The sequence below is a fragment of the Corallococcus sp. EGB genome, from assembly GCF_019968905.1.
Lineage (GTDB): Bacteria > Myxococcota > Myxococcia > Myxococcales > Myxococcaceae > Corallococcus.
On the sequence record NZ_CP079946.1, the window covers coordinates 667,919 to 692,312 of the forward strand.

The window sequence follows — 24,394 nt, forward strand, 5'->3', positions numbered from 1 at the left end:
CCGCCATCCGAAACCACGCCACCGCCGCCCCCCGTCCCGGTCCCAGCCCCACCACCGACCCCGACTCCCCCGCCCTTCAACCGCGCCCAGTCCTTGTGCAAGCGCGCGGCCAACGTGTCCCGGCAAAGGTGTTCCCTCGGGAATCCGAAAGAACCCCACCCCCGCGGCGCGAGGAGCTGTCCGCCTGTCTGAAAAAACTCCTGCTCGTGGGGGCGAGCCAGGGTGAAAAAACGCCCAGACGTTCGGACAGGTCGCTGGACTGCGTGAAAGTCATCACTCGCGCCCGGCCGCCGGGTGTCTGGCTTCCGGCGCCGCCCGGCGTCGTGGAGCGGTGAGGCGGGGCACGTTCGCGACGGGGTTGCTCCCGCAACCGGGTTGCGCGTTCGTCACGAGAGGTGTTGGAAGAATCCGCTCGCGCGGTGTGACCTGCCCAACGCGAATTCTTGACGCGTTTGAGTCACCCCGCTGTCTGCCATTGCGGCATCTTGCGTCCCGTCGAATCCGGGACGCTCCGGGTTCGGCGTTTCTCCCGCCCTCGCCACGTTTTCGTGACCGCTTGACGCGGCAGGGCCGGGGTCTGTCCGGGGGGACCCGGGCGGGCGCAGGGGGCCGTTCAACCTGAATCACGCACCAACCAGGAGCTGTCCATGAAGACGATGACGTGGGTGATGTCCGCTGCGGTGGTTGCGATGTCGGCGGTGGGCTGCGGTGGCGCGTCGGACGCCGCGGCGGCGCCGGAGCTGGAGACGGTGGCGCAGGACCTGGGCCCGAACCGGGAGTTCTACGGGTCGGACACCCTGAAGGACGCGATGATCGCCGCCAGCCTGGCGTCGGGCGCGAACCTGAACGTCCAGGGCAAGGGCTCGGGCGTGGGCGAGGGCTGTGTGCGCGATGGCTCGTCGCCCTACTGCACCGCGAAGCAGCAGGCGCTCGCGCCGATGTCGCGCGACTTCAAGGCGCCCTGCCGCACGGGTGAGCGCAGCAACATCATCGCGCTGGACGCGGTGAACGCGTTCGTGAACACCGCCAACCCGGTGACCGACATCTCCCTGGCGGACCTGCGCAAGATGTTCTTCGCCACGGACAGCGCGGGCGTCGCCATCCCCGGCTCCTGCGCCAGCACCCTCACCAAGTACCGCCGCGACGACCTGTCCGGCACCACCGACACCTTCAAGACGCTGGTGGGCGGCGGCACCTTCTGCTCCGACGTCACCGTCATCGCCGACGGCGCCCTTCCGGCGGCCTGCGCGGGGGAGACGAGCGCGACGAACTGCATCGGCAAGCTGACCGCGACGGATGCCAACGCCATCGGCTACTCCGGTGACTCCGCCGCCCGCACGGGCAACCGGGCGCTGACCGTGAATGGCATCGCCCCCAACGCCACCAACGTCCGCAAGTTCCTCACGGACAAGGCCAACGCCTATCCGCTCTCCCGCGGCCTGTTCCTCAACGAGAGCACCACCAACACCCGCTCCAGCAACGAGCGCATCCTCTACGCGTGGGCCTACAGCGCCGCCAACAAGCAGGCCTTCGAGAACATCCTGGTCAACCAGGGCTTCATCGCCTGCGACGCCACCGGTCCGCTCAAGTGCGGCGGCGTGAACAACGACGGCAAGGGCGCCGGCGCCTGCCAGTAGTCCGTCGCTGAAGTCCCACGCGCAAGGCCTCACCAGGCTGGGAGGGGGAATCCCTCTCCCGGCCTCTCCGCCGTGGAGCACCGCCGTCTCCCCCATCCGGAGAACCCGAAACCATGCGTTCCTTCAGCTCGCTGCTCGTCGCCTCCTCGTTGGTCCTGGGCGCGCCCGCGTTCGCCGCCTCCACCCCGTCTGAATCCCTCTCCGCGAGCGCCCCCTGGGTGTGCCGTCAGCCCGGCGGCGTCGTGGGCACCCAGGGGGAGATAGCCCTTCCCGTGGGCTCGGAGCCCCTGGGCATCACCGTGGGGCCGGACCTGAAGGTCTGGGTCACCCTGGCCGGCAGCAATGAGATTGGCCGCGTCACCCGGGAGGGACAGGTGACGCGGTTCGCGCTGCCCACGCCGTCCGCTTCGCCCCAGAACCTCACGCCGGCCCTGGACGGCAACCTCTGGTTCACCGAGCTGAGCGTGGACCAGGTGGGCCGCATCACGCCCGCGGGCGTGGTGACGGAGTTCTCCCTGCCGGAGCGGGGCTCGTCACCGTTCGGCATCACCGCGGGCCTGGATGGCAATGTCTACTTCACCGAGGTGACGGGCAACCGCATTGGCCGCGTCACGCCCCAGGGCGTGGTGACCGAGTACGCCATCCCCACCCCGGCGTCCCAGCCGCGTGGCATCACCGTGGGCGTGGACGGCCACATCTGGTTCACCGAGCTGGCGGGCAACAAGATTGGCGTCCTCACCCCGAAGGACGGCAGCGTGCGTGAGTTCGTCCTCCCCACGCCGGACAGCGGCCCCACCGCCATCATCCCGGGCCTGGATGGCGCCATATGGTTCGTCGAGCAGTTCGGCAACAAGGTGGGCCGCATCACCCCCGCGGGCGTGGTGACGGAGTACGCCGTGCCGACGCCGGACAGCGGCCTCTCCGCGCTCTCCCTGGGCGCCGACGGCAACGTCTGGTTCGTCGAGCAGTTCGGCAACAAGGTGGGCCGCATCACGCGCGCCGGAGCCATCACCGAGTTCGCGCTCCTCACGCCGGATGTCTTCCCGGCTGGCCTTACGCTCGGCCCCGCTGGATTCTTCTGTCTGGATGGCAATGTCTGGTTCACGGAGCGGTTTGGTGACCGGATTGGCAAGCTCCAGGTGGTCGCGACGCCCTGAGTCAGCGCCTGTGCCACGGATTGATGCGGATTCGTGACGTCAGGTGTTGCAAAGACTTGTCAAAGAGTGACAGGACCCCGGCGGTAGGGTGCCGCACCGGATTGGCGCCCTGCCGTGTTGCCTCCCATTGACAGGGTTTGGGCGCCGCCTTCGACGAACGAGGTCCCGAACCCATGCGGATGATGCGCGAGAGGACCGTGTCCGGTCCGAGCCGGAGTGGTGTGCTGCTGGCCCTGCTGCTCGTGACGGGCTGCTCCGGATCGGACCCGGGGCCGGTGAAGCCGGGCCCCCCGCCGGAGCAGCCCGTGTCCTGCCGTCCCACGCGCTCCGGGGAGCACATCCCGATGCGCGCGGGGGCTCCGGCGGCGACCTTCTCGGAGACCTTCGACGGGCTGAAGGCGCGGGTGGACGCGCAATGCGCCCGATGCCATGCGCCGCCCAATGGGGTGGGGGGCTTCCAATACACCGCGGACGTGGAGGGCCTGAAGAAGGAAGCGGCCCGGATGGCGCTGAAGACGTCCCAGGGCGAGATGCCCCCGCTGGCCACGCCCGACCAGACGAAGAAGGCGGTGGAGCTGTCCTGCGTGCTCAAGGCCTGGCTGGCGCAGGGCTCGCCCGCCGGAGAGTTTCCGGTGAGCTGCGAGGAGAAGACGCCAGGCGGCGTCACCGTGGCCGAAGGCGTGGCGGCGGACATGACCGACCTGGGCAACTGCGTCCCGGACGTCACGAAGGAGGGCGCGCTGGGCAGCGACCCGGACAAGGACGCGGCCTTCGCGGCGCTCACGCGGCTGCCGCCCCTGCTGTCGGACACGGACAGCGACATCATGACCTTCGACGCGGAGAAGCTGGCCGCGCGCGGCACCTTCGCCTTCGCGCCCACCTATCCGCTCTTCTCCGACCACGCGAAGAAGCTGCGCCTGGTGCACGTGCCGGCGGGCCAGTCCATCCGGTACGACGCGGAGACGAAGGCGTTCCACGTCCCGCCCAACACGCGCTTCTACAAGACGTTCTTCAAGGCCGTCGCCGGCAAGGACGGCTCCGTGCGCTACCAGAAGATCGAAACCCGGCTCATCGTCGTGCGCGAGCCCTGGGACCGGTCGCTCTTCGGCACGTACATCTGGAACAGCGAGGGCACCGTCGCGCAGCTGCATGACCTGCGCTACCGCAACGGGGAGCCGTTCTCCGACCGGGTCCTCGTCTACACGGAGAACGAGGCCACCGGAAAGACTCGCAACTACGCCATCCCCGGCGCGCACCGCTGCATCAACTGCCACTCGGGCTCGGAGGGCCAGAACTTCGTGCTCGGCTTCACGCCGCTGCAGCTCAACCGCCGCGCTCCCGGTGAGGCGGGCGTGGACCCGAAGGCGCTCATCGAGGAGGACGAGCTGGGGCAGGTGGAGCGGCTGGTTCACGCGGGCGTCATCACAGGCCTGCCCGCCACCGGCTCGCGCCAGGAGCTGAGGGATTCACTGCCGAAGCTGGAGGCTATCGCCCAGCAGGCGGTCCCCGCGGGCCAGCCCGCGCCGGGCAAGGAGGCCCTGGAGCTCCAGGGCTACTTCGTGGGTAACTGCGCGCAATGCCACAACCCGCGCGGCTTCGCCGTGCGGAGCAACCCCGCCATCGCCTCGCTGGACTTCTCCGCGGGCGGCGTGCTGTTCGGCTGGAACCCCTGCGGCGTGAAGGAGAGCAACGGACAGCGCACCTACGCCGTCTGTGATTCGGGCGGCCAGTCCGACTTCTTCCTCAAGGACCTGCTGCTCAAGACGCCCAGCAGCACGCTCTACCAGCGCGTCGCCCGGGACACGGACGCGCGCATCATCCACATGCCCGCCAACGTCCCCGGCGTCGACTGCCGCGCGGCGCTGCTGATGGCGCGCTACCTGGGCGCGCTGGAGTGGAAGGGCGAGGCGGACCTGTCCGCGGAGGAGCAGGCGGCGCGCAAGCAGGAGCGGCTGCGGCAGGCGGAGCAGGCCGTGAGCGCGTCGTGCGTGAACCCGTCGGACGTGCGGTGGATCACCGAGGACTTCACGGACAAGGTGCCCTACGAGCCGCGCAACACCGGGTGGAGGGACGCCATCGGGAAGCCTCCCTATGAGCACCTGACCCGCTACCCCATCACCGCCGAGCACGAGCAGCTGGCCCGGCAGAGCTTCCCCACCAACTGGTGGGTGGGCAAGACGGGCTGCTCCTTCCCGAGCCGGACCGCCCCGGACCCCATCGAGCCGTGGATGTTGGATTCGCTGGGCCGCCCCCGCTACAGCTGGGGACGGCTGTATGACTCGACGCCGGGCGCCACCGCGTTCCAGGGCATCTGCGCGAACTGCCACGGGCGCGGGGGCGACGGCCAGAGCGGCGCGGCCAAGACGCTGGTGGCCCTCAACGGCGCTCGCGTGGCCAACCTCACCGCGGGCCTCTTCGGCTCGACGGACGGCGTGCCGCACCTGGCGCCCTTCGAGCAGGCGTACGGCGCGAACGGCGGCGCCCGCTACCTGCTCTGGATGGCGAGCGGTGGCACCACGGTCCACTTCACCGAGGAGTTCATGCAGGCGTGGGTGAAGTACGGCGAGGTGGACATCGACTTCTCGGCGGACACGCGGGACTGGGCGTCGTGGGGGGCGAACATGCTCGGCGCGGCGCGCGGCGCGTGCGACCTCATCCGGCTGGGGAAGTTCGGCACCGCCACGCCGCCCAGCGCGAACGTCACGGCCCTGGGGGGCACGCGGATGTGGACGCGCGTGTGCACCGTGGACAATCCCCTGACGGACGGCATCCGCGACGGCTCGGACACCGCGGGGCTGCAGGAGTGGCTGCGCCACGCGGAGTTCAACGTGGGCGTGATGGCCTACTTCTTCCTCAAGGATGAGCTGTCCCAGCACCCCGCCGGCTGGAGCCACCCGCTGCGCGGCGAGTGCGAGAAGCGCTCCGTTCCCTGAGCCCACCCATGACCTCGCAGCAACCACCTCCCGGAGGGGGAGACCGCGTGATGAGACACCGCTTGAAGGCGTTTCTGTTGTGCGTCGGCGTGGGGCTGATGCCGCTCCTGGCTGGCTGTGATTCGAACGAGTGCGTGGACGCGTTCGACTGTCGCGACCAGGGGACCGCGCCCCAGGGCCAGACGTGGGCGTGCCAGGAATCGAAGTGCGTGACCCTCACCCTCACGCCCTCGAAGCCGGACGCGGGCGCCGACGCCGGCGTCACCCCTGACGCGGGGGGCGCCGATGCCGGCGTCACCGATGCCGGGACGGACGCGGGTGTCCCGGATGCGGGCGTGGATGCCGGGACAGGGACCTTCGCCTACGTGCGCTTCGTCAACGCGCTCTACGAGGGCAACTTCGACGACGGCAACACGCCCTGGGACGCCGCGCGGTACCGGATGGATGTCTATTCGAGCGCCACCGCGCAGCCCCTGTTCGCGGCGGTGGAGCCGGGCGACACGGGCACCCGGGACTTCCTCGCGGTGGCGCCGGGCACGAAGCTCACGTTCTCCGTCCGAGGCGCGGGGACGGCGGCCTCCGGGCCCGCGCTGGCGACGACCGGCGAGGTGACGCTGGCGGAAGGGGACCGGCTGACGCTGATGGCCATTGGCGGCATGGCGAGCCAGGGCACGGCGGAGTTCAACGCGCCGAAGCTCCTGGCCCTGGCGGACCGCGACTTCGGCGCCGTGCCGTCCGGAGAGGTGCGCGTGCGCCACGTGACCGCGGATCAGACGATCGCGGACTTCTTCCCCCGCTTCCTCAAGACGGACCAGGGCGACGAGCTCCCCGAGGTCACGCCCTTCACGGCGGACCCGGAGGTGAAGGGCCGCGCCATCCCGGAGACGACCACCCGGCTGCTGGTGCGGGGCAGCATCGACGCCCCCGAGCCCTCGCAGAGCGGCGAGCTGGGCTACACCCTGCCCGCCGGGGCGTTGGTGAAGGGACAGGCGTACTACGTCCTGTCTTCAGGAGACGACCGGCGCGCCATGAATGATCCGGGCGCCTCCTCGCTGCTGCTGCTCCCCGCCGGCAGGGACGGGGCGGTGCGCCTGAAGCGCGACCCGCTCTTGTACTTCTTCCACGCGCTCGCCTCGGGCGCCCCGCTGAGGGCCCTGAGCCAGGGCGTGCCCGTGGCGGCGGACTTCCGCTACGGCGCGGACCCCAAGCCGGGAGACGTGCCGGCCAGCGCGGCGGGCCACTCGCTGTCGTTCGTCCTCCAGTCGGACGGCACCACGTCCGTGCTGGACGGCATCCAGACGGGGCCGCTGGAGGCGGGCCGCCGCTACCTCGTCGTCGTGTCGGGCCAGGCGGGCGGGACGGGCGCGCTGGCGCCTCGGGCCTTCGTGGTGCCGGACTCCCTGCCTGTGGACGCGCAGGACGCGCGCGTGCGGTTCATCAACGCCTGCCCCACGTCCCCCGCGACGGGCGTCAGCCTGGGCTACTTCAACGTGGCAGGGGACGGCAGCAGCCGGGGCAACACCTTCACGCCCGTCATCCCGGACGTGGCGTACGGCGCGTCCGGCGGCCCCTCGGAGGGCGTGGCCTTCCCCGCGCCGACAGGCACCGACGTGACGGGCACCTACGCGTACTACGGCGTCCGGGGCACCGTGGGCGCTTCCACCGTGAACCGGTCCGTGAAGGGACAGCCCCTCGCCCGGCCTCACCTGTTCCTGCTGATGGGGGACTGGGCGGCGGGGCCCACGTTCCGCGCCTTCAACCTGCGCTCCAACACCTGGAGCGTGCTCACGCCCCGCGGCGACGCGCTCTTCCAGCCCTGAGCCTCCCGCCTCGCGGACAGCACGACGCCCGCCTGGGAGCTCCTCCCGGGCGGGCGTCGGTGCTTCAGGGCCTGGTATGGAACGGGCGGAGGGACTACAGCACCTTCACCGGCACTTCCTTGAGCACCTGGTCGCCGCGCATGATGGTCACGGTCCACGCGCCGGCCTTGGGCAGCCGCACGCCGGTCCACTGACGGGCGCGCCAGCCCTCGCCCTTCACCTTCACGTCCTTCGTCTCGCGCACGGTGTTGCCCTGCTTCACCTGCACCGTCAGGTCCTCGATGGAGTCCCCCTGGGGCACCAGGTAGCTCTGCCACAGCATCACGTTGGTGCCCGCCTTGACGCCCTCGGGGCCCACCTCGGCGGTGCACTCGTACTTGTTGGGGCCGTCCTTGGCCACGTCCGTGCAGAGCTTGGCCTCCACCAGCACGGGGCCCTGGCCCTGGCCCTTGTAGAAGTAGTTCCAGGTGTCGCGCACCGCGTCCGCGCTGGGGGCCTTCACGGACTCCGCCGCGGGCGCCGCCGCATCCTGCGCACCCGCCACCGCCGCCACACCCAGCACCGCGCACAGCACGCTTCCGTTGATCAGGCTCTTCATGTCTTGGGGTCCCCTCTTGAATGGTGAAGGCGGCCGGCCCACGTCCGGCCCCTCGGTGTGCGTGTCTACCATGGAACATTCCACGCCATTTCCCGCGTCCCGGGAAGCCCCGGCCCCGCCGCGCCGCGCCATCCCTCATCCGAACAGGAAGAAGCCCAGCGTCACCAGCGGCAGGTACGCGAGGAAGGCCACCAGCAGGAAGCCGAGGATGTCCTTGAACTCCAAGCGGGCCACGGCCAGGAGCGGCAGCGCCCAGAAGGGCTGGATGAGGTCCGTGGCCATGTCGCCCCACGCGTACGCCAGCACCACCTTCTCCGGCGCCACGCCCAGGCGGCCGGCCGCGTCCAGCAGGTAGGGCGCTTCGATGGCCCACTTGGATCCGCCCGAGGGCACGAAGTAGTTCACCACGCCGCTGTAGAGGTACACGATGGCCGGGAAGGTCTTCTGCGTGGACAGCGACACGAAGAGCTCCCCGATGCGGTCCGTGAGCCCCGTGGCCTTGAAGATGCCGTAGATGCCCGCGTACAGCGGGAACTGGAGCACGATGCCGTGCAGCACGCTCGCGGCCTCCTCGCTCGCCTTGAGCAGCCGGGCGGGCGTGCCGTGCAGCAGCACCGCCAGCGTGAGGAAGGTGAAGTTCACCACGTTGAGGTTGAGCGCCTTCCAGCCGCCGTTGAGCCACAGGTGCCGCGCGAACCACAGGAGGCCCAGCACGCCGAAGAGGGCGTTGAGCAGCCACGCGTGGTCCAACCACTCCGCGGGGCTCGACCTCCCCTGAGGCTTCTTGGGCGGGACGAAGTCGCCCAGCTTCTCCAGCACGGCGGGCTCCACCCGCACGGTGCGCTCCGGTGATGGATGGAGCGCCCACGCCAGCGCCGTGAGCAGCGCCACCGTGGCCAGCGTGAGGCCCACGTTGAAGGGGGAGAAGAGCGTCCGGTCGATGGGGATGACCCCCAGCTGCTTCTCCAGGAAGTGGCCCGGCGTCGCCACGAGCAGCGGGGCGGAGGCGGACAGGCCCGCGTGCCACGTGGCGCCCAGCCCGAAGTAGGCGCACGCCACCAGCAGCCGGTAGTCCACGTCCGGGCGCCTGCGCGCGATGAAGCGCACCAGCATGGCGCTGGCCACCAGCGACAGGCCCCAGTTGAAGTACGCGAGCGCCATGGACACCGCCGCCATCAGCGCGGTGGCGCTCCGGGGGCTGCCGGGCAGGCTGGCGACCTTCTCCAGCAGCGCCTTCACCGGCGCGGTGAGCGCGAGCAGGTAGCCGGTGAACATCACCAGCGCCATCTGCATGGAGAAGGTGAGCAGCTCCCAGAAGCCGCCCCCCCACGCGTCCAGCACCGCGGGCGGCGCGGCGCCCACCCAGCCCAGGGCCAGCGCCATGGTGAGCAGGGTGAGCAGCACCGCGATGGCGAAGGCGCTGGGGACGAAGCGCGCGGAGAAGCGGCCCAGGCCTTCAGCGAACCGGACGAGGGTTTCCACGGTGTGAGGGCTCCAGGCGGTCAGGAGGGCCCCGGCGCGAATCTCCCAGGGCGACACCCCGGGTTTTACGGTATGAGCAGTCGGTATGTCCCCTAGCGAGCAGCACCCCCCTGTCTTCGATCGCATCGCGACGGGGGTCCCCGGGCTGGACCCCATCCTGGGCGGTGGCCTGGTGGCCTCAGGCGTCTACATCGTGGTGGGGGAGCCCGGCGCGGGGAAGACCATCTTCGCCAACCAGCTGTGCTACTCGCAGGCGCGCCAGGGCACCCGCTGCCTGTACGTGACGCTGCTGGCCGAGTCGCACTCGCGCATGCTGGCGAACCTGCGCAGCATGTCGTTCTTCGACGCCGCCCAGCTGCCCCAGCGCATCTACTACGTCAGCGGCTTCCGCATGCTGGAGGAGCAGGGGCTGCCGGGGCTGCTGGAGCTGCTGCGCCGGGAGATGCGCAACCACGGCGCGGGCATCCTGGTGCTGGACGGCCTGGTGCAGGCGCAGGAGGCCGCGGGCAGCAGCCGCGACTTCAAGAAGTTCATCCACGAGCTCCAGGTGTCCGCCGGCCTGTCGCGCTTCACCGCGCTCCTGCTCACCAGCAGCGTGGGCCCCACCGTGCACCCGGAGTACACCATGGTGGACGGCATCCTGGAGCTGCGCGAGCGCACCGCGGCCATGCGCTCCTGGCGTGAGCTGCAGGTGCGCAAGTTCCGGGGCAGCGCCAGCCTCAACGGCGCGCACCACTTCCGCATCTCCGACGCGGGCCTGGAGGTGTTCCCCCGCCTGGAGACCATGGTCAGCCGCGCGCAGCCGCCGGACTGGGGCACGCAGCGCGTGAGGTTCGGCGTGCCCACGCTGGACGCCATGATTCCGGAGGGCATCGCCGCCGCGTCCACCACGCTGGTGATGGGCCCCCCGGGCTGCGGCAAGACCATTCTTGGCGCCAGCCACCTGGCGGAGGGGCTGCGGCTGGGCGAGCCCTGCCTGATGATGAGCTTCTACGAGGGGCCGGACCGGCTGCTGCACAAGGCGGCCAACGTGGGGCTGGCGCTGGGCAGCGCGGTGAAGGACGGCCGGCTGGTGCTCCAGTGGAACATGCCCGCCGAGTGCAACCTGGACCTGGTGGCGCACGCGATGCTGGAGGACGTGCGCAGACGCGGCGTGAAGCGCCTGTTCGTGGACGGGCTGAGCGCCATGGTGGAGACCACCCACGAGCCGGCGCGCATCAGCCCTTTCTTCGCCGCGCTCACCCAGGAATTGCGACGCCACGGGGTGACCACCGTCTTCACGCTGGAGACGCCGCGCCTCTTCGGCCCGGACATGGACGTGCCCCTGGGCACGGGCCTGTCCGGCGTGGCGGAGAACCTGCTGTTCATGCGCCACCTGGAACTCAATGGCCGCCTGCGGCGGCTGCTCTCCATCTTCAAGCTGCGCGACGCGGACTATGATCCGACGCTGCGCGAGTTCCACATCACCTCCCAGGGAATCGAAATCCAGCCGCCCTTCCAGCCGGCGCCCGAGTTGCTGCTCACCGGCATCGCCCGCTTCCCGGGCAACCACTCCTGACCCCCAGAGGACCCGTGGTTCCCGCGACCGAGACCGTGCTGGTGGTGGACGACGAACAGGGCATCCTGGAGGCGCTCGCGGACCTTCTCAGGGAGGAGGGCTACCGCGTGCTCACGGCGTCCCATGGCCGCGAGGCCCTGGAGCGCATGTCGGAGGTGAAGCCGGACCTGGTGCTCACGGACTGGATGATGCCCGTGCTGGACGGCCCCGCGCTCATCGAGCGCCTCCAGCAGGACCCGGCGCTGCGCCACATCCCCGTGCTGGGCATGAGCGCGGTGGACGTCAACGGCCTCAAGCGCCTGTACCCGGGCATGGAGTTCCTCCAGAAGCCGTTCGACATCCGAGCCCTGATGAAGCTGGTGCGCAGGGCCCTGGACGCGAATCCCCGCGTCCGGGGAGGGTGAGGCGCACCACCCGCGTGCCCGGAGGGTCCGCCATGTTCCACCTGCTCAAGTTGGGTCCGGTGCCCCTCTCCATGGGCACCACCGGCGTCTATCTGCGCATCGGCGGGTCCGGCGACCCGTCCGCCCCCGTCTTCGAACAGACGGACGAGGCCGGCGTGCGCGCGCTCCTGGCCGGCGTGGAGCCGTCCCAGGTGGCGTGCGAGCCCGCCCTGGCGGACGCCGCGGAGGCGCTGGGCCTGGCCGTGGCGCCCCCGTCCACCGCGGCGCTCTCCGCCCGGGCCGCCATCGCCACCTTCCTCGCGTGGGGCCAGCTGGGCGTGTCCGGGCTGGGCAGCGACAAGGCGCTGCTCTTCGTCCAGGCCGCCACCGAGTTCTGGGACGCGCAGCCCTGGGCGCACTGGGACGACAGCCAGGCCTTCACCGTGGAGGTGACGGGCGCGCACGAGCACACCTACGAGGGCTGCGTCTTCCATCACGACGAGGACGGCCCCTCGGGCTTCGCCCTCTACCTGTCCCCCGGCTCACTGGGGCGGCTGCTGGAGCTCCAGGTGCATGGCGCCGACAAGGCGGCCCAGTCCCTGCCCGCCATCACCGTGTCGCTGGAGTCCCGCCCCGCCTACGCCGTGGAGGCGCTGTCCGCCGCCGGCCGCGTGCCCCGGCTGCCCCTGCCCGTGAAGGCCGGTCCCCAGGGGCTCTCCGTGCCCTCCAGCCTGGAGTCCCTCATCCTGGTGGCCGCCCTGCGCGCCGTGGCCCGGCTGTCCCCAGCCCAGCCAGAGGCCCTGAGCAGCATGGTGGCCGGCGACGCCCACATGGACGTCCGCGTGCGCGCCCCCGCCCCCCGGGTGCGTAACTAGTCGGAATCAGGTACCTCCTGCCGTGACGCACCCGGACCAGGCAGGCGGCCAGCCCGTGTAGAGCTGTGAACAACCGTCGTTGCCATAAAGGTTGATTCACAAAGTATCAGGGTCCATAGGTGGAGACGTGACTGACGCCGGCCTTTCACCACGGGTCCAGCGCTTCCTCACGACGCACATCGATTCCATCGAGAAGCTGGAGGTGCTCCTCCTGCTTCGCGCCCGCACGGAGCGGGCGTGGACAGCGTCGGCGGTGGCCCTGGAGCTGCGTATCACCGAAGCCTCCGCGGCCCGCCGTCTGGCGGAGCTGAAGACGGGGGGGCTGCTTCTCCAGGATGGCGCAGCGGAGGGCGCCTACCGGTTCAGTCCCGGCCGGTCGGACGACGTGCAGTCCACGGCGGAGCTGGCGGCGGCGTACGCCGCGCGCCGGGTGAGCGTGATTTCGTTCATCTTCTCACGCCCCATGGACCGGGTGAGGGGCTTCGCGGACGCGTTCGTGCTCAATAAGGACAAGGACGGCGACGACCATGGCTGAGGCGGTCTACATCCTGTGTGGGCTGACGAGCGCGGCGTGCGCGCTGCTGCTCTTGCGCGCCTGGCGGCGCACGCGGATGCGGCTGCTGCTCTACAGCGGCCTGTGCTTCACGGTCTTCACCTTGAACAACGTGCTGCTCTTCGCGGACCTGGTGCTCATCCAGACGATGGACCTGTCGTTGGCGCGCACCGTCACGTCGCTCATGGGAGCTGGCGTGTTGCTCTTTGGCCTCATCTGGGACGTGTCCTGAAGGAGGGGACACCATGTTGAAGACCCTGCTCGATGGCGCGGTGTTGATGGCGTACCTGGCGTGCGCCCTGTTCTTCCTGCGCTTCTATCTCCAGTCGAAGGACCGGCTGTTCGCGCTGTTCTCCCTGGCCTTCACGCTGATGGGCGTGCACAACCTGTTGGGCGCGCTGTTGGCGCCGACGTTGGATGCCGAGCGCATCCACTACCTGTACGTCGTGCGCCTGATGGCCTACCTGCTCATCCTGGGGGCCATCTGGGACAAGAACCGCGCGGGGCGCGGAGCCCGGTGAGATGCTGCGCCTCCTGACGGGAGGATTCCTTCATGACCACGACCTCGCTTCCCCGCTTCACCCCGCGCCGCGCGTTGGGGCGCACGGGCTTCACCGCGACGGCGGTGGGCATTGGCGACCTGGCGGACCGCACGGTGCCGCGCGCGGAGCTGGTCGCCACGCTCGCGCGGGCCTTGGACGCGGGGCTCAACGTCATCGACACGGCGCCCGGCTACGAAGACGGCTTCAGTGAGGAGGTGGTGGGCGAGGCGCTGCGCGGCCGTCGCGAGGGGGTGTTCGTCATCGACAAGGTGGACGTGCTGGACGCGCCGGTGGCGCCGCAGGTGGAGGCGTCCCTCCAGCGGCTGGGCCTGCCGTCGGTGGACCTGTTCGTGCTGCACGCGGTGAAGTCGCTGGCGCAGTGGGAGGAGCTGGCCCGGCCGGGCGGCGCGATGGAGCAGCTGGAGGCGTGCGTGGCGAAGGGGAAGGCGCGCTTCAAGGGCATCTCCTGCCACCACCCGGATGCGCTGGTGGCGGCGGTGCGGTCCGGGCGGTGCGACGTGGTGATGTTCCCGCTGGGGCCGTTCGTGGACGCGCGCTACGTGGAGCAGGTGCTGCCCCTGGCGCGGTCGCTCGGCGTGGGGGTGGTGTCCTTCAAGACGTTCGGTGCGGGCAAGCTGTTGGGGGACACGGAGGGCTACGGCCGGCCGCTCCAGGCGCGTCCGCGCGGCAAGGTCGGCTCCGGCGGCGAGGCGCGTGACACGCCCGTGCTGCCGCATCTGTCGGTGGCGGAGTGCGTGCGGTACACGCTGACGCTGGAGCCAGACGTGATGCTGATGGGGATGGGGTTCCCGAACGAACAGGACGCCGCGCTCCAGGCGGCCGCGGCCTTCCAGCCCCTGGACGCGCCGGGGATGCAGGCGGTGAGGGAGCGGGCGCACGCCGCCATCCAGGGGAAGGGGGCGGTGTGGTGGAACCCGCCTTCACCCGAGGTCACGGCGCGCTGAGTCACCGTGGGGGCCGGCGGGTTGCCTGCCGGACACTCGCCGGGCGTCCGGTGGCCGCGGAGGCTTGTGGCAGGTCCTAGAGCGTCATTATCGGAATGCCCCATTGGTGAGGCGTCATCCCCGTGACGCCCTGGCCCGCGCTCCATGCCTGAACCGTCCCTCGAGCCCTCGACCGAGCCCGTTGGCGCGCCACCGCCGCCGCCGTCCGCCGCGATGACGAATGGCGTCTCGACCGGGGAGGTCGCGGCGTCCGCTCCCCTGGCCGTCATGCGGGAGCCATCCTCGGCCCGGGAGGAGGGCCGCTTCGCCTTCCTGGCCCGCGCGGGCGAGGTGCTTGCGTCGTCGCTGGATGAGCCCACGGTGCTGCGCCAGCTGGCGGAGCTGGTGGTGCCGGAGCTGGCGGACTGGTGCGCGGTGGATGTCGTCACGCCTTCGCACAAGGTGGTCCGAAGGGCCGCGACGCACCGGGACCCGGCGCTCGTGCCAGTCGTGTATGCCATTGGCGAGCGCTGGGCCCTCCAGGAGAGCGGCTCCCGGAACATCACCCACGTGCTGCGCACCGGCGAGGCGCGCCTCATCCCGGAGGTGTCCGAGCAGGCGTTCCTGGAGGCGGCGCGGGGCAACGCGGCCCTGGAGGACACCTGGCGCCTGGGGTGCCGGTCCGTGATGGTGGTGCCGCTGGTGGCGCGCGGGCGGGTGCTGGGATGTATGTCATTGATGTCCGGCACGGCCGGCCGCTTTGGCGAACCCGACCTGGAGCTGGCGCGGGGGCTGGCCCGCAGCGCCGCGCTGTCGCTGGACAACGCGCGCCTGTATGGCGAGGCCCGTCAGGCCCAGGCGCGCACGGCGCGGCTGCAGGCGGTGACGGCGGCGCTGTCGCGAGCGGCCAGCGAGGACGCGGTGGCGCAGGTGCTGGCGCGCGAGGTGTGGGAGGCGAGCGGCGCCACGCGCGTCGCGGTGCTGGCGCTGGAGGAGGACGGCCTCGTGCGCCCGTTGCGCGTGCTGGGGGACTCCGAGGCCGCGCTGGACGTCTTCGACCGCCTGGCGAGCGGTGCCGCCCGGACGAGGACTGAGGACATCCGGCGCGAGGCGGGGTGGTTCGGCTCGCTGGAGGAGTTCATCGCGCGCCATCCGGAGGGCGCGGACTGCGCGCGCCGCCAGGGGCCGGGGGCCCGCGCGGTGGTGCCGCTGTGGGGCGAGACGCGCGTGCGCGGCCTGCTGCTGCTCGGGTGGCCGGAGCCGCGTGTCTTCCCGGACGCGGAGCGCGCGTTCCTCGAAGCACTGGCGCACCAGTGCGCACAGGCGCTGGAGCGGGCCGCGCTCTACGAGGCGCTGCGCGAGCGCACGGAACGCCTGCGGCAGGCGCTGGTGACGGGCGACATGGGGACGTGGCGCCTGGACCTGGTGCGTGGCAAGGAGCTGCGCGACGCGGCGCTCAACCACATGCTGGGCCTGCCGGCGGTGGACTCCTCGGTGCCGGTGGGGGACCTGCTGGGGCTGCTCCACCCGGAGGACCGGCCGCACGTGGAGGCGGAGTTCCACCGCTTCCAGCGCGAGGCGCCAGCCTTCTTCGAGTTGGAGTTCCGCGTGGTGCGCCGCGACGGAGGCGTGCGCTGGCTGCACAGCGTGGGGCAGTCCTTCGCCGGGCCGGACGGGAAGGTGGCGGAGCTCACCGGCGCCATGGCGGACATCACCCGGCGCAAGGAGGCCGAGGAGCGGCTGCAGCTGCTGCTGGACGCGAGCCGCGTGCTGGCGCTGCGCATGGACGACGTGGAGGAGGCGCTGCCGGAGGTGGCGCGGCTGGTGGTGGACCATGTGGCCACCGGCTGTCTGGTGGACCTGACCGCGCCGGACGGCGGCTTGCGGCGGGTGACGGCGGCCCACCGCGTGGCCACGCACGACGCGCGGCTCAAGGCGGCGCTGGAGGACATGGGCCGGGGGCCCGCGCACCCGGCGCTCCAGTGCTTCCGGACCGGCGAGCCCTGCTTCCTGTCGCGCGTGGACTTCAAGCGCTGCGACGACGTCTCCACGAGCGACGCGCACCGCGAGCTGGTGGACAGCCTGGCGCCCACGTCGGTGCTGTCGGTGCCGCTGCGCACGCGGGGCCGCATGCTGGGCGTCATCACGCTCTTCACCGCCGAGCCCCAGCGCACGCTGGTGGCCGCGGACGTGACCATGGCGGAGGAGCTGGCGCTGCGGGTGAGCGTGGCGCTGGAGAACGCGCGCCTCTTCCACGACGCCCAGTCCGCGGTGCGCCTGCGCGACGAGTTCCTCTCCGTGGCGAGCCACGAGCTGAAGACGCCGCTCACCAGCCTCATCCTCCAGCACAACCTCCTGGGCCGGGCGCTGGAGGCGGCGGGCACGCCAGGCCCCGTCACCGGGAGGCTGGGCACCGCGCAGCGGCAGGTGCTGCGGCTGACGGCCCTGGTGGACAACCTGCTGGACGTGAGCCGGCTGTCCCTGGGCAAGCTGTCGCTGGAGCGCGCGGAGGTGGACCTGTCGCAGCTCACGCGCGACGCGGTGGAGCGGCTGGAGAACGTGTTCGCGCAGGCGCGGTGTCCGGTGAAGCTGGACCTGCCGCGCACGCTGACGGGCCACTGGGACGCGCAGCGGTTGGACCAGGTGCTGGTGAACCTGCTCACCAACGCGGCGAAGTACGGCGCGGGCCACCCGGTGTCGGTGCGCGCGGGCGTGGACGCGCGCGGCGAGGCCTGGGTGGAGGTGCGCGACGAGGGCATCGGCATCGAGGCGGACGCGCTGCCGCGCCTCTTCGGCCGCTTCGAGCGCGCGGTGAGCGAGCGGCACTACGGCGGCATGGGGCTGGGGCTCTACATCAGCCGCCAGATTGTCGAGGCGCTGGGCGGCCGCATCGACGTGGACAGCCAGCCGGGGCAGGGCGCCACCTTCACGCTGCGGCTGCCCCGGAGCCTGGCCGAGGCTCAGCCCCTGCCTCCCCGCGTGTGAGGAAGGCAGGGACCCGGGCTGTCTTCAGTGCTGGGGCCCCTTGGGTGGAGGCCCTTCCTGTTCGAGCGCGCGGTACTCGTCGTCCGTGAACAGGCGTGAGCGGATGAGGAAGCGCACGCCCTCCGGGGCCTCGACGGAGAAGCCGCTGCCGCGCCCGGGCACCACGTCCACGGTGAGGTGGGTGTGGCGCCAGAGCTGGAACTGCGGGCCGGAGATGTAGAAGGGCGTGCCGACGATTTCACCCAGGTACACGTCCTCCTGTCCCACGCGGAAGTCCCCGCGCGGGAAGCACATGGGCGCGCTGCCGTCGCAGCAGCCGCCGGACTGGTGGAAGAGCAGCGGGCCGTGGAGGCCCTGCATCTTGCGAAGCAGGGCCTCGGCGGCCGGCGTGGCGTCGACGCGCGGCACGGGCATGGGCGTGGCCTAGAAGAAGCCCATGGGCTTGGGGTCGTAGCTGACGAGCATGTTCTTCGTCTGCTGGTAGTGATTGAGCATCATCTTGTGCGTCTCGCGCCCGATGCCGGACTGCTTGTAGCCGCCGAACGCCGCGTGCGCGGGGTACAGGTGGTAGCAGTTCACCCAGACGCGGCCCGCCTGGATGCCCCGGCCCATGCGGTACGCGGTGTTCGTGTCGCGCGTCCACACGCCGGCGCCCAGGCCGTAGAGCGAGTCATTGGCCAGCGCGAGCGCGTCCTCCGCGGTCTTGAACTTCGTCACCGCGACGACGGGGCCGAAGATCTCCTCCTGGAAGATGCGCATCTTGTTGTGGCCTTCGAAGATGGTGGGCTCCACGTAGAAGCCCTCCGCCAGCGCGCCGGGCAGCGCCTTGCGCCCGCCGCCGGTGAGCACCTTCGCGCCCTCCTTCTTGCCGATGTCCAGGTAGCTGAGGATCTTCTCCAGCTGGTCGTTGGACGCCTGCGCACCAATCTGCGTGGCGGTGTCCAGCGGGTTGCCCTGCACGATGCGCTTCGTGCGCTCCACGGCCTTCGCGATGAACTCGTCGTAGAAGCGCTCGGCGACGAGCGAGCGCGACGGGCAGGTGCACACCTCGCCCTGGTTGAGGGCGAACATGGCGAAGCCCTCCAGCGCCTTCTGGGCGAAGTCGTCGTCCTTGGCGAAGACGTCCTCGAAGAAGATGTTGGGGGACTTGCCGCCCAGCTCCAGGGTGACCGGGATGATGTTCTCGGAGGCGTACTGCATGATGAGGCGGCCGGTGGTCGTCTCCCCCGTGAAGGCGATTTTCGCGATGCGCTTGTTGCTGGCGAGCGGCTTGCCGGCCTCGATGCCGAAGCCGTTCACGATGTTGAGCACGCCGGGGGGGAGCAGGTCGCCCACCAGCTCCGCGAACTTGAGGATGGTGACGGGGGTCTGCTCCGCGGGCTTGAGCACCACGCAGTTGCCGGCGGCGAGCGCGGGGGCCAGCTTCCACGCGGCCATCAGCAGCGGGAAGTTCCACGGGATGATCTGCCCCACGACGCCCAGCGGCTCATTGAAGTGGTAGGCGACGGTGTTGTCGTCCAGCTGGCTGAGCGTGCCTTCCTGTCCGCGGAGGCACCCCGCGAAGTAGCGGAAGTGGTCGATGGCCAGCGGCAGGTCCGCGGCGAGCGTCTCGCGCACGGGCTTGCCGTTGTCCCACGTCTCGGAGACGGCGAGCATCTCCAGGTTCTGCTCCATGCGGTCGGCGATCTTCAGCAGGATGTTGGCCCGCTCGCCCGCGGCCGTCCGGCCCCACGCGTCCTTCGCCTTGTGCGCCGCGTCCAGCGCCTTCTCGATGTCCTCCGCCGTGGACCGCGGAATCTCGCAGAAGGGGCGGCCGGTGACGGGGCTGATGTTCTCGAAGTACTGGCCCTTCACGGGCGGGACGAACTCACCGCCGATGTAGTTGCCGTAGCGGCTCTTGTACTCGACCTTGCTGCCCTTCTGACCCGGAGCTTCATAGACCTTCGACATGGGGACTCCCTGCGTTGGTTTTGACGCACTCGTGCGGGGGTTTGACGCGGAACAGACGATAGGCAGGTGACGCTCCGCGTTATGTGCGCAGGGGAGGATGCAAATGTTTGTTAATGGTTGTTCGCTGAGTCAGGTGCCCTGAAGACATACACGGTGCGGGGGGCGCCCGTCAGCGAGTGGTTGGCTCCGGGCGAGCGAGCCATCACCCGGGCGCGATGCGGGCGGGCGTGCAGGGTGCCCTTGCTGCCGTCCTCCAGGTCTTCCACCTCAAGAGGGAGGACGGCTCGCAGGGCCCGGGGGGCATGGCATGCAATTGTTTCGAGACCGCTTCGACGCCGGGCGTGCGTTGGGCCAACGGCTTCACGTGCGGCTCGGGGGGAGGGGTGACCTGTTGGTGCTGGCGCTGCCGCGCGGCGGCGTGCCGGTGGGGTTCGAGGTCGCTCGGGCGCTGGGGGCGCCGCTGGACGTGTTCGTGGTGCGCAAGCTCGGGACGCCGGGGCACGAGGAGCTGGCCATGGGGGCGATCGCCACGGGCGGTGTGCGGGTCCTCAACGAGAGCGTCGTGCGGGGGTTGGGGATTCCCGGGTCGGCCATCACGGCGGTCGCGGAGCGCGAGGCTCGGGAGCTGGTCCGGCGGGAGAAGCTCTTCCGCGACGGCAGGCCGCCGGCGCGTGTGGAGGGGCGGACGGCCATCCTGGTGGATGACGGGTTGGCCACGGGCTCCACCATGCGGGCGGCGCTCCGGGCGCTTCGCCAGCAGGGGCCCGCGAGCATCGTGGTGGCCGTGCCGGTGGCGGCGCCGGAGACGTGCGAGTCGTTCCAGGAGGAGGCGGACGCGGTCCTCTGCGTCCACACGCCGACGCCGTTCTACGCGGTGGGCCAGTGGTACGAGGACTTCACGCAGACCACCGACGACGAGGTGCGCGAGCTGCTGGCGCGAGCGGCGCATGAAGAAGGGGCGGCCCATCATGGCTGAGCAAGGAATCACGGAGCACACGGTGCGGCTGGAGGCGGAGCCTGGCGTGTGGCTGGACGGGACGCTGAGCGTGCCGGACGCGCCCTCGGGCGTGGTGTTGTTCGCGCACGGCAGCGGCAGCAGCCGCTTCAGTCCACGCAACCGGTACGTGGCGGGCGTGTTTCAACAGGCGGGGCTGGCGACGCTGCTCATGGACCTGCTCACGCAGGACGAGGAGGCGGCCGAGCGGTGGACGCGGCATCTGCGCTTCGACATCGAGCTGCTGGCGCGGAGGCTTCAGGGGGCCACGCGGTGGCTGGCGCGGGTGCCGGGGCTGGGAGGTCGGCCGCTCGGGCTGATCGGGTCGAGCACGGGGGCGGGGGCGGCATTGGTGGCCGCGGGGCGCGCGCCGGATGCCATCCAGGCGGTGGTGTCCCGGGGCGGCCGTCCGGACCTCGCGGGCACCGTGCTGCCAGCCGTGCGGGCGCCGACGCTGCTCATCGTGGGGGGGGATGACACGGAGGTGATTGAGCTCAACCGGCAGGCATTGGAGGCGATGCGCGCGCCCAGGCTGTTGGAGATTGTCCCCGGAGCGACCCACCTCTTCGAGGAGGCGGGGACGCTCGAGCAGGCGGCGAGGCTGGCCCGGGACTGGTTCCTCCAGCACCTTGCTCCGGCGGCACGGGAACGACCGTCCGGTGAGGCGCCGCCATGAGCCCGCGTCCTCGCATCGTGGTGGTGGGAGGCGTGGCCACGGACTATCTCGTGCGCGGCCCGTCGCTGCCGGAGCCGGGCGGGAGCGCGGAGGGAGGCATCTTCCAGGAGGCGCTCGGAGGGAAGGGGGCGAATGGGGCGGTGGCCGCGGTGAGGCTGGGCGCGGATGCCACGTTGGTGGCGCGGGTCGGGACGGATCGCCGCGGCCTGGAGCAGTTGGCGTCCCTGGAGCGGGAAGGGGTGGCGCTGGAGTCGGTGGCGTCCGACACGGAGGCGCCTTCTGGCGCGGTGCTGGTGATGGTGGATGGAGGCGGGAGGAAGCAGACCTTCTCCGCGCCGGGCGCCAATCACAGACTTTCCATCCGGGACGTGCTGCGAAACGCGGAGCGGATCGCCGCCGCGAATGTATTGCTCGTGCAGTTGGAGGTGCCCCTGGACGTGGTCCAGGCGGCGGTGCGTCTGGCGCGAGCCGCCGGCATGCGGGTGGTGTTGGATCCCGCGCCGGCCCGGCCGTTGCCGGAGGTGTTGCTGGAGGATGTCCACGTCATCCGGCCCAACGCGAAAGAGGCCCGGGCGCTGACCGGCATTTCGGTGCGTGACCGTGCCTCCGCGAGGCGTGCCGCGCGGAACCTGCTGATGCGCGGCGTGGGGGCGGCCATCATCGCGGCGCCCGGAGGCAGCCTCCTGGTGTCAGGAGAGCAAGAGGCGTGGCTGCCCGAGCTGCCGGTGGACAGCGTGGATTCCACCGGAGCAGGGGATGCGTTCTCCGCGGCGCTCGCTGTGGCCCTGGCGGAGTCCCAGCCGCTGCTCGCCGCCGCGCGCTTCGCGCAGGCGGCAGCCGCCATCGCGACGACGCGAGTGGGAGCGCAGGCGGGATTGCCCTATCGGGATGAGGTGCTTGGATTGCTGTCGGATGTGGGGCTGGATGTCCGGCCTGCGCCGCCATAGCGAAGACGTCCAAGACACATCGTCTGCTGTCTCACCATGCCTCTTCCGGGGGATGTCGGCGCGCGTGGGCCGTGGTCCATGCTGACGCCATTCATTGCCTGGGAGGCACTCTGTCCAATGCACATGCGGCCTGGGCACACGTGGATGAACAGGGACGGCCGCACCTGCTCGAGGAGCACCTGGAAGCCGTGGGCGAGCTGGCGGCGCGGTTCGCAAAGCGGTTCCAGTCCGAAGGCTGGGCTCGGCTGGCCGGCAGATGGCACGACCTGGGGAAGTACACGGTCGCGTTCCAGAACATCATCCGCCGCGAGAACGGCATCGAGGCCCACCTGGAGCAGGAAGGGCCGGTGGGCCCGCGAGACCACTCCACGGCGGGAGCGCTGCATGCACAGGCGATGCTGGGCGGTCAGGGATTGTTCCTGGCATTCATCATCGCGGGACATCACAGCGGCCTGGCGGACCAGGAGCAGCTCGAAGCGGACCGCCTCAACGCGCCAGACCGTCAGGCGCTGTACGCGCAGGCCCTGAAGTGGCCCATCCCGGAAGGGCTGCTGCGCCCCCATGCACGCCCGGCGATTCCGTCCTTTCTGGCTCCCAGGCCGGGTGGGCAGGAGTCGGCGCGCGAGCGGAGGCGGCGGTTGGAGATGTGGATCCGGATGACCTTCTCCGCGCTCTGTGACGCGGACTTCCTGGACACGGAGGCCTTCTTCGACGCCGGGAGGGCAGCTCTGCGTGGCGCTGGTCCTTCCATCGAAACGTTGCGAGAGCGATTGCGCGCGCACCTGGAGCGGCTGGAGGCGCGTGTGCGGGCGCGCGGACCCTTGTCGGAGGTGAACCGGGTGCGCTCCGAGGTGCTGGCCTCATGTCTGGCCAAGGCCGCGGAGCGCCCTGGAATCTTCAGCCTAACGGTCCCCACGGGGGGCGGCAAGACGCTGGCGTCCATGGCATTCGCGCTGGAGCACGCGGTGCGCAACGGGCTGGAGCGGGTGGTGGTGGCCATCCCGTTCACCTCCATCATTGAACAGAACGCGGCTGTCTACGCGGAGGCACTCGGCGAGGACGCGGTGCTGGAGCACCACTCCGGAGGGGATCCGCAGCGGGAGACGAACCGCAACCGCGTGGCGGCGGAGAACTGGGACCGCTCGGTCATCGTGACGACGACCGTGCAGCTCTTCGAGAGCCTGTTCGCGAACCGGCCCGGGCCGTGCCGCAAGCTGCACCGGCTGGCGGGCAGCGTCATCGTGTTGGACGAGGCGCAGACGCTGCCGCCCGACCTGCTCGCGCCCATCCTGGACGTGCTGCGCACGCTGGTGACGGACTATGGCGCGTCGGTGGTCATCTGCACGGCGACCCAGCCCGCGCTGGGACGACGGGCGGGCTTGCCGGAGGGCTTCGAGCAGGTGCGGGAGCTGGCGCCAGAGCCGCGCGAGGCTTTCGGGCGGCTGCGCCGGGTCCGGGTGCGCTGGCCTGCGTCGGAGGAGCCGCTGTCACACGAGCGCCTGGCGGAGGAGCTGGCGGCGGAGCGGAGCGTGCTCGCCATCGTGCACAAGCGAGCGGATGCGCGCGAGGTCTGCGAGGCGTTGGACCGGCGGCTGGGCGACACATCTACCTTCCATCTGTCCGCGCTCATGTGCGCGGCGCACCGGGGCGAGGTTCTGGGGCGGATCCGCGAGGCGGTGGTGAGAGGCGACTCCGTGCGCGTGGTGTCCACGCAGCTGGTGGAGGCGGGCGTGGACCTGGACTTCCCGGTGGTCTACCGCGCGTTGGGCGGGCTGGACGCGCTGGCTCAGGCCGCGGGCCGGTGCAACCGCGAGGGAAGGCTGGAAGAGGGCGGAGCGCTGCGCGTGTTCCTGTCGCCCACGAAGCCGCCGAAGGGCGTGGCGCGGACCGCGATGGCGGTGACGCAGGGGCTGCTCGAGGAGGCTCCGGACCTGGACCTCTTCGACCCCGCCCTGTACCAGCGCTACTTCCAGAGGCTCTACAGCGCGAAGTCCTTGGACGCGAAGGGCCTTTTGCCGCTCCGGGAGGCCCTGTGCTTCAGGACGACGGCGAAGCTGTTCCAGTTCATCGAGGACGACTGGTCCGCGCCGGTGGTCGTTCCGTATGGCGATGCGCGGGAGGCGGTCGCGGAGCTGGAGCGGCTGGGGCCCTCGCGTGAGCGCTTGCGGCGCCTGCAACGCTTCACGGTGAACGTGGAGAAGGGGAAGCGGGAGGTCTGGCTGAAGAGCCACTGCGCCCGCTGGGTGGCGGAGACGGTGGTGGTCCTGGATGCCGCGGACGGAGCCTACGGCAAGCGTCTGGGATTGGTGCCCGAGCGCGTGGGGACGTGGGCTCCCGAGAAGCTGGTCAGTTGATGAACA

Annotated in this window: 20 protein-coding genes; 16 read left to right on the forward strand and 4 right to left on the reverse strand. The window is 70.9% G+C overall.

All coding sequences use genetic code 11. The features are described 5' to 3' along the window. Positions 1-647 precede the first annotated feature (647 nt). From KYK13_RS02850 to KYK13_RS02865, 4 genes are all read left to right on the forward strand, one after another. Positions 648-1,637, forward strand: a complete 990-nt coding sequence (locus KYK13_RS02850; protein ID WP_223641751.1) for a substrate-binding domain-containing protein — start codon at positions 648-650, stop codon at positions 1,635-1,637. A 113-nt stretch (positions 1,638-1,750) separates the two neighbouring features. Beyond that, on the forward strand, positions 1,751-2,794 hold the full coding sequence (locus KYK13_RS02855) for a Virginiamycin B lyase (RefSeq protein WP_223641752.1): 1,044 nt from the start codon (positions 1,751-1,753) through the stop codon (positions 2,792-2,794). A gap of 197 nt (positions 2,795-2,991) precedes the next feature. Continuing rightward, complete coding sequence (locus KYK13_RS02860) at positions 2,992-5,727, forward strand: hypothetical protein (RefSeq protein ID WP_223641753.1); 2,736 nt, start codon at positions 2,992-2,994, stop codon at positions 5,725-5,727. 62 nt (positions 5,728-5,789) lie between these two features. Beyond that, complete coding sequence (locus tag KYK13_RS02865; RefSeq protein ID WP_304504087.1) at positions 5,790-7,547, forward strand: DUF4397 domain-containing protein; 1,758 nt, start codon at positions 5,790-5,792, stop codon at positions 7,545-7,547. A 94-nt stretch (positions 7,548-7,641) separates the two neighbouring features. On the opposite strand, the gene KYK13_RS02870 is transcribed toward KYK13_RS02865, so the two are convergent. Both KYK13_RS02870 and KYK13_RS02875 read right to left on the reverse strand, forming a co-directional pair. Next, the gene (locus KYK13_RS02870; protein WP_223641754.1) at positions 7,642-8,145 is read right to left on the reverse strand and encodes a hypothetical protein; all 504 of its coding nucleotides are present in this window, start codon (positions 8,143-8,145) and stop codon (positions 7,642-7,644) included. Positions 8,146-8,280: 135 nt separating this feature from the next. Then, the gene (locus KYK13_RS02875) at positions 8,281-9,627 is read right to left on the reverse strand and encodes a short-chain fatty acid transporter (protein WP_223641755.1); all 1,347 of its coding nucleotides are present in this window, start codon (positions 9,625-9,627) and stop codon (positions 8,281-8,283) included. A gap of 85 nt (positions 9,628-9,712) precedes the next feature. Between KYK13_RS02875 and KYK13_RS02880 the strand changes: the two genes are divergently transcribed. The 8 genes from KYK13_RS02880 to KYK13_RS02915 all read left to right on the forward strand — a co-directional run bounded on the left by KYK13_RS02880 (position 9,713) and on the right by KYK13_RS02915 (position 17,467). Continuing rightward, positions 9,713-11,185, forward strand: coding sequence for an ATPase domain-containing protein (locus KYK13_RS02880; protein WP_223641756.1), 1,473 nt, complete (start codon positions 9,713-9,715; stop codon positions 11,183-11,185). Positions 11,186-11,199: 14 nt separating this feature from the next. Beyond that, on the forward strand, positions 11,200-11,589 hold the full coding sequence (locus KYK13_RS02885; protein WP_223641758.1) for a response regulator: 390 nt from the start codon (positions 11,200-11,202) through the stop codon (positions 11,587-11,589). Between the two features lie 32 nt (positions 11,590-11,621). Further along, a complete protein-coding gene (locus tag KYK13_RS02890; RefSeq protein ID WP_223641760.1) occupies positions 11,622-12,443 on the forward strand; it encodes a hypothetical protein in 822 nt (273 codons plus the stop codon). Positions 12,444-12,570: 127 nt separating this feature from the next. Continuing rightward, positions 12,571-12,978 (forward strand): hypothetical protein, encoded by a 408-nt coding sequence (locus tag KYK13_RS02895; RefSeq protein WP_223641762.1) that lies wholly within the window; start codon positions 12,571-12,573, stop codon positions 12,976-12,978. After that, entirely contained in the window at positions 12,971-13,228 is a 258-nt protein-coding gene (locus KYK13_RS02900; protein ID WP_223641764.1) for a DUF5985 family protein, read from the forward strand. Before KYK13_RS02895 ends, KYK13_RS02900 begins: the two co-directional genes overlap by 8 nt. A 13-nt stretch (positions 13,229-13,241) precedes the next feature. Continuing rightward, positions 13,242-13,517 (forward strand): DUF5985 family protein, encoded by a 276-nt coding sequence (locus KYK13_RS02905; protein WP_223641766.1) that lies wholly within the window; start codon positions 13,242-13,244, stop codon positions 13,515-13,517. Positions 13,518-13,549: 32 nt separating this feature from the next. Continuing rightward, positions 13,550-14,503 (forward strand): aldo/keto reductase, encoded by a 954-nt coding sequence (locus KYK13_RS02910; protein WP_223641768.1) that lies wholly within the window; start codon positions 13,550-13,552, stop codon positions 14,501-14,503. A 144-nt stretch (positions 14,504-14,647) separates the two neighbouring features. After that, a complete protein-coding gene (locus KYK13_RS02915) occupies positions 14,648-17,467 on the forward strand; it encodes a GAF domain-containing protein (RefSeq protein ID WP_223641770.1) in 2,820 nt (939 codons plus the stop codon). A gap of 24 nt (positions 17,468-17,491) precedes the next feature. Here KYK13_RS02915 and KYK13_RS02920 read toward each other — a convergent pair whose 3' ends face one another. Both KYK13_RS02920 and adh read right to left on the reverse strand, forming a co-directional pair. Further along, positions 17,492-17,881 (reverse strand): DUF779 domain-containing protein, encoded by a 390-nt coding sequence (locus KYK13_RS02920; RefSeq protein ID WP_223641773.1) that lies wholly within the window; start codon positions 17,879-17,881, stop codon positions 17,492-17,494. 9 nt (positions 17,882-17,890) lie between these two features. Continuing rightward, a complete protein-coding gene (gene adh / locus KYK13_RS02925) occupies positions 17,891-19,417 on the reverse strand; it encodes an aldehyde dehydrogenase (RefSeq protein ID WP_223641775.1) in 1,527 nt (508 codons plus the stop codon). A 307-nt stretch (positions 19,418-19,724) separates the two neighbouring features. On the opposite strand from adh, the gene KYK13_RS02930 reads away from it, so the two are divergent. The 4 genes from KYK13_RS02930 to KYK13_RS39000 all read left to right on the forward strand — a co-directional run bounded on the left by KYK13_RS02930 (position 19,725) and on the right by KYK13_RS39000 (position 24,388). Next, positions 19,725-20,393: a phosphoribosyltransferase gene (locus tag KYK13_RS02930; RefSeq protein WP_223641777.1), complete on the forward strand. Its 669-nt coding sequence runs from the start codon at positions 19,725-19,727 to the stop codon at positions 20,391-20,393. Beyond that, positions 20,386-21,087: a dienelactone hydrolase family protein gene (locus KYK13_RS02935; RefSeq protein WP_223641779.1), complete on the forward strand. Its 702-nt coding sequence runs from the start codon at positions 20,386-20,388 to the stop codon at positions 21,085-21,087. The genes KYK13_RS02930 and KYK13_RS02935 overlap by 8 nt, the downstream gene beginning before the upstream one ends. Continuing rightward, on the forward strand, positions 21,084-22,034 hold the full coding sequence (locus KYK13_RS02940; protein WP_223641780.1) for a ribokinase: 951 nt from the start codon (positions 21,084-21,086) through the stop codon (positions 22,032-22,034). Before KYK13_RS02935 ends, KYK13_RS02940 begins: the two co-directional genes overlap by 4 nt. A 140-nt stretch (positions 22,035-22,174) precedes the next feature. After that, a complete protein-coding gene (locus tag KYK13_RS39000; RefSeq protein ID WP_304504088.1) occupies positions 22,175-24,388 on the forward strand; it encodes a CRISPR-associated endonuclease Cas3'' in 2,214 nt (737 codons plus the stop codon). Positions 24,389-24,394 lie beyond the last annotated feature (6 nt).

Excerpts from the sequence above, each read along its gene's own strand:
- KYK13_RS02910 (WP_223641768.1), top strand. The coding sequence starts at position 13,550 with ATGACCACGACCTCGCTTCCCCGCTTCACCCCGCGCCGCGCGTTGGGG.
- KYK13_RS02940 (WP_223641780.1), top strand. The coding sequence starts at position 21,084 with ATGAGCCCGCGTCCTCGCATCGTGGTGGTGGGAGGCGTGGCCACGGAC.
- KYK13_RS02905 (WP_223641766.1), top strand. The coding sequence starts at position 13,242 with ATGTTGAAGACCCTGCTCGATGGCGCGGTGTTGATGGCGTACCTGGCG.
- KYK13_RS02855 (WP_223641752.1), top strand. The coding sequence starts at position 1,751 with ATGCGTTCCTTCAGCTCGCTGCTCGTCGCCTCCTCGTTGGTCCTGGGC.
- KYK13_RS02920 (WP_223641773.1), bottom strand. The coding sequence starts at position 17,881 with ATGCCCGTGCCGCGCGTCGACGCCACGCCGGCCGCCGAGGCCCTGCTT.
- KYK13_RS02915 (WP_223641770.1), top strand. The coding sequence starts at position 14,648 with ATGCCTGAACCGTCCCTCGAGCCCTCGACCGAGCCCGTTGGCGCGCCA.
- adh (WP_223641775.1), bottom strand. The coding sequence starts at position 19,417 with ATGTCGAAGGTCTATGAAGCTCCGGGTCAGAAGGGCAGCAAGGTCGAG.
- KYK13_RS02930 (WP_223641777.1), top strand. The coding sequence starts at position 19,725 with ATGCAATTGTTTCGAGACCGCTTCGACGCCGGGCGTGCGTTGGGCCAA.
- KYK13_RS02870 (WP_223641754.1), bottom strand. The coding sequence starts at position 8,145 with ATGAAGAGCCTGATCAACGGAAGCGTGCTGTGCGCGGTGCTGGGTGTG.
- KYK13_RS02935 (WP_223641779.1), top strand. The coding sequence starts at position 20,386 with ATGGCTGAGCAAGGAATCACGGAGCACACGGTGCGGCTGGAGGCGGAG.
- KYK13_RS02890 (WP_223641760.1), top strand. The coding sequence starts at position 11,622 with ATGTTCCACCTGCTCAAGTTGGGTCCGGTGCCCCTCTCCATGGGCACC.
- KYK13_RS02880 (WP_223641756.1), top strand. The coding sequence starts at position 9,713 with ATGTCCCCTAGCGAGCAGCACCCCCCTGTCTTCGATCGCATCGCGACG.
- KYK13_RS02850 (WP_223641751.1), top strand. The coding sequence starts at position 648 with ATGAAGACGATGACGTGGGTGATGTCCGCTGCGGTGGTTGCGATGTCG.
- KYK13_RS02900 (WP_223641764.1), top strand. The coding sequence starts at position 12,971 with ATGGCTGAGGCGGTCTACATCCTGTGTGGGCTGACGAGCGCGGCGTGC.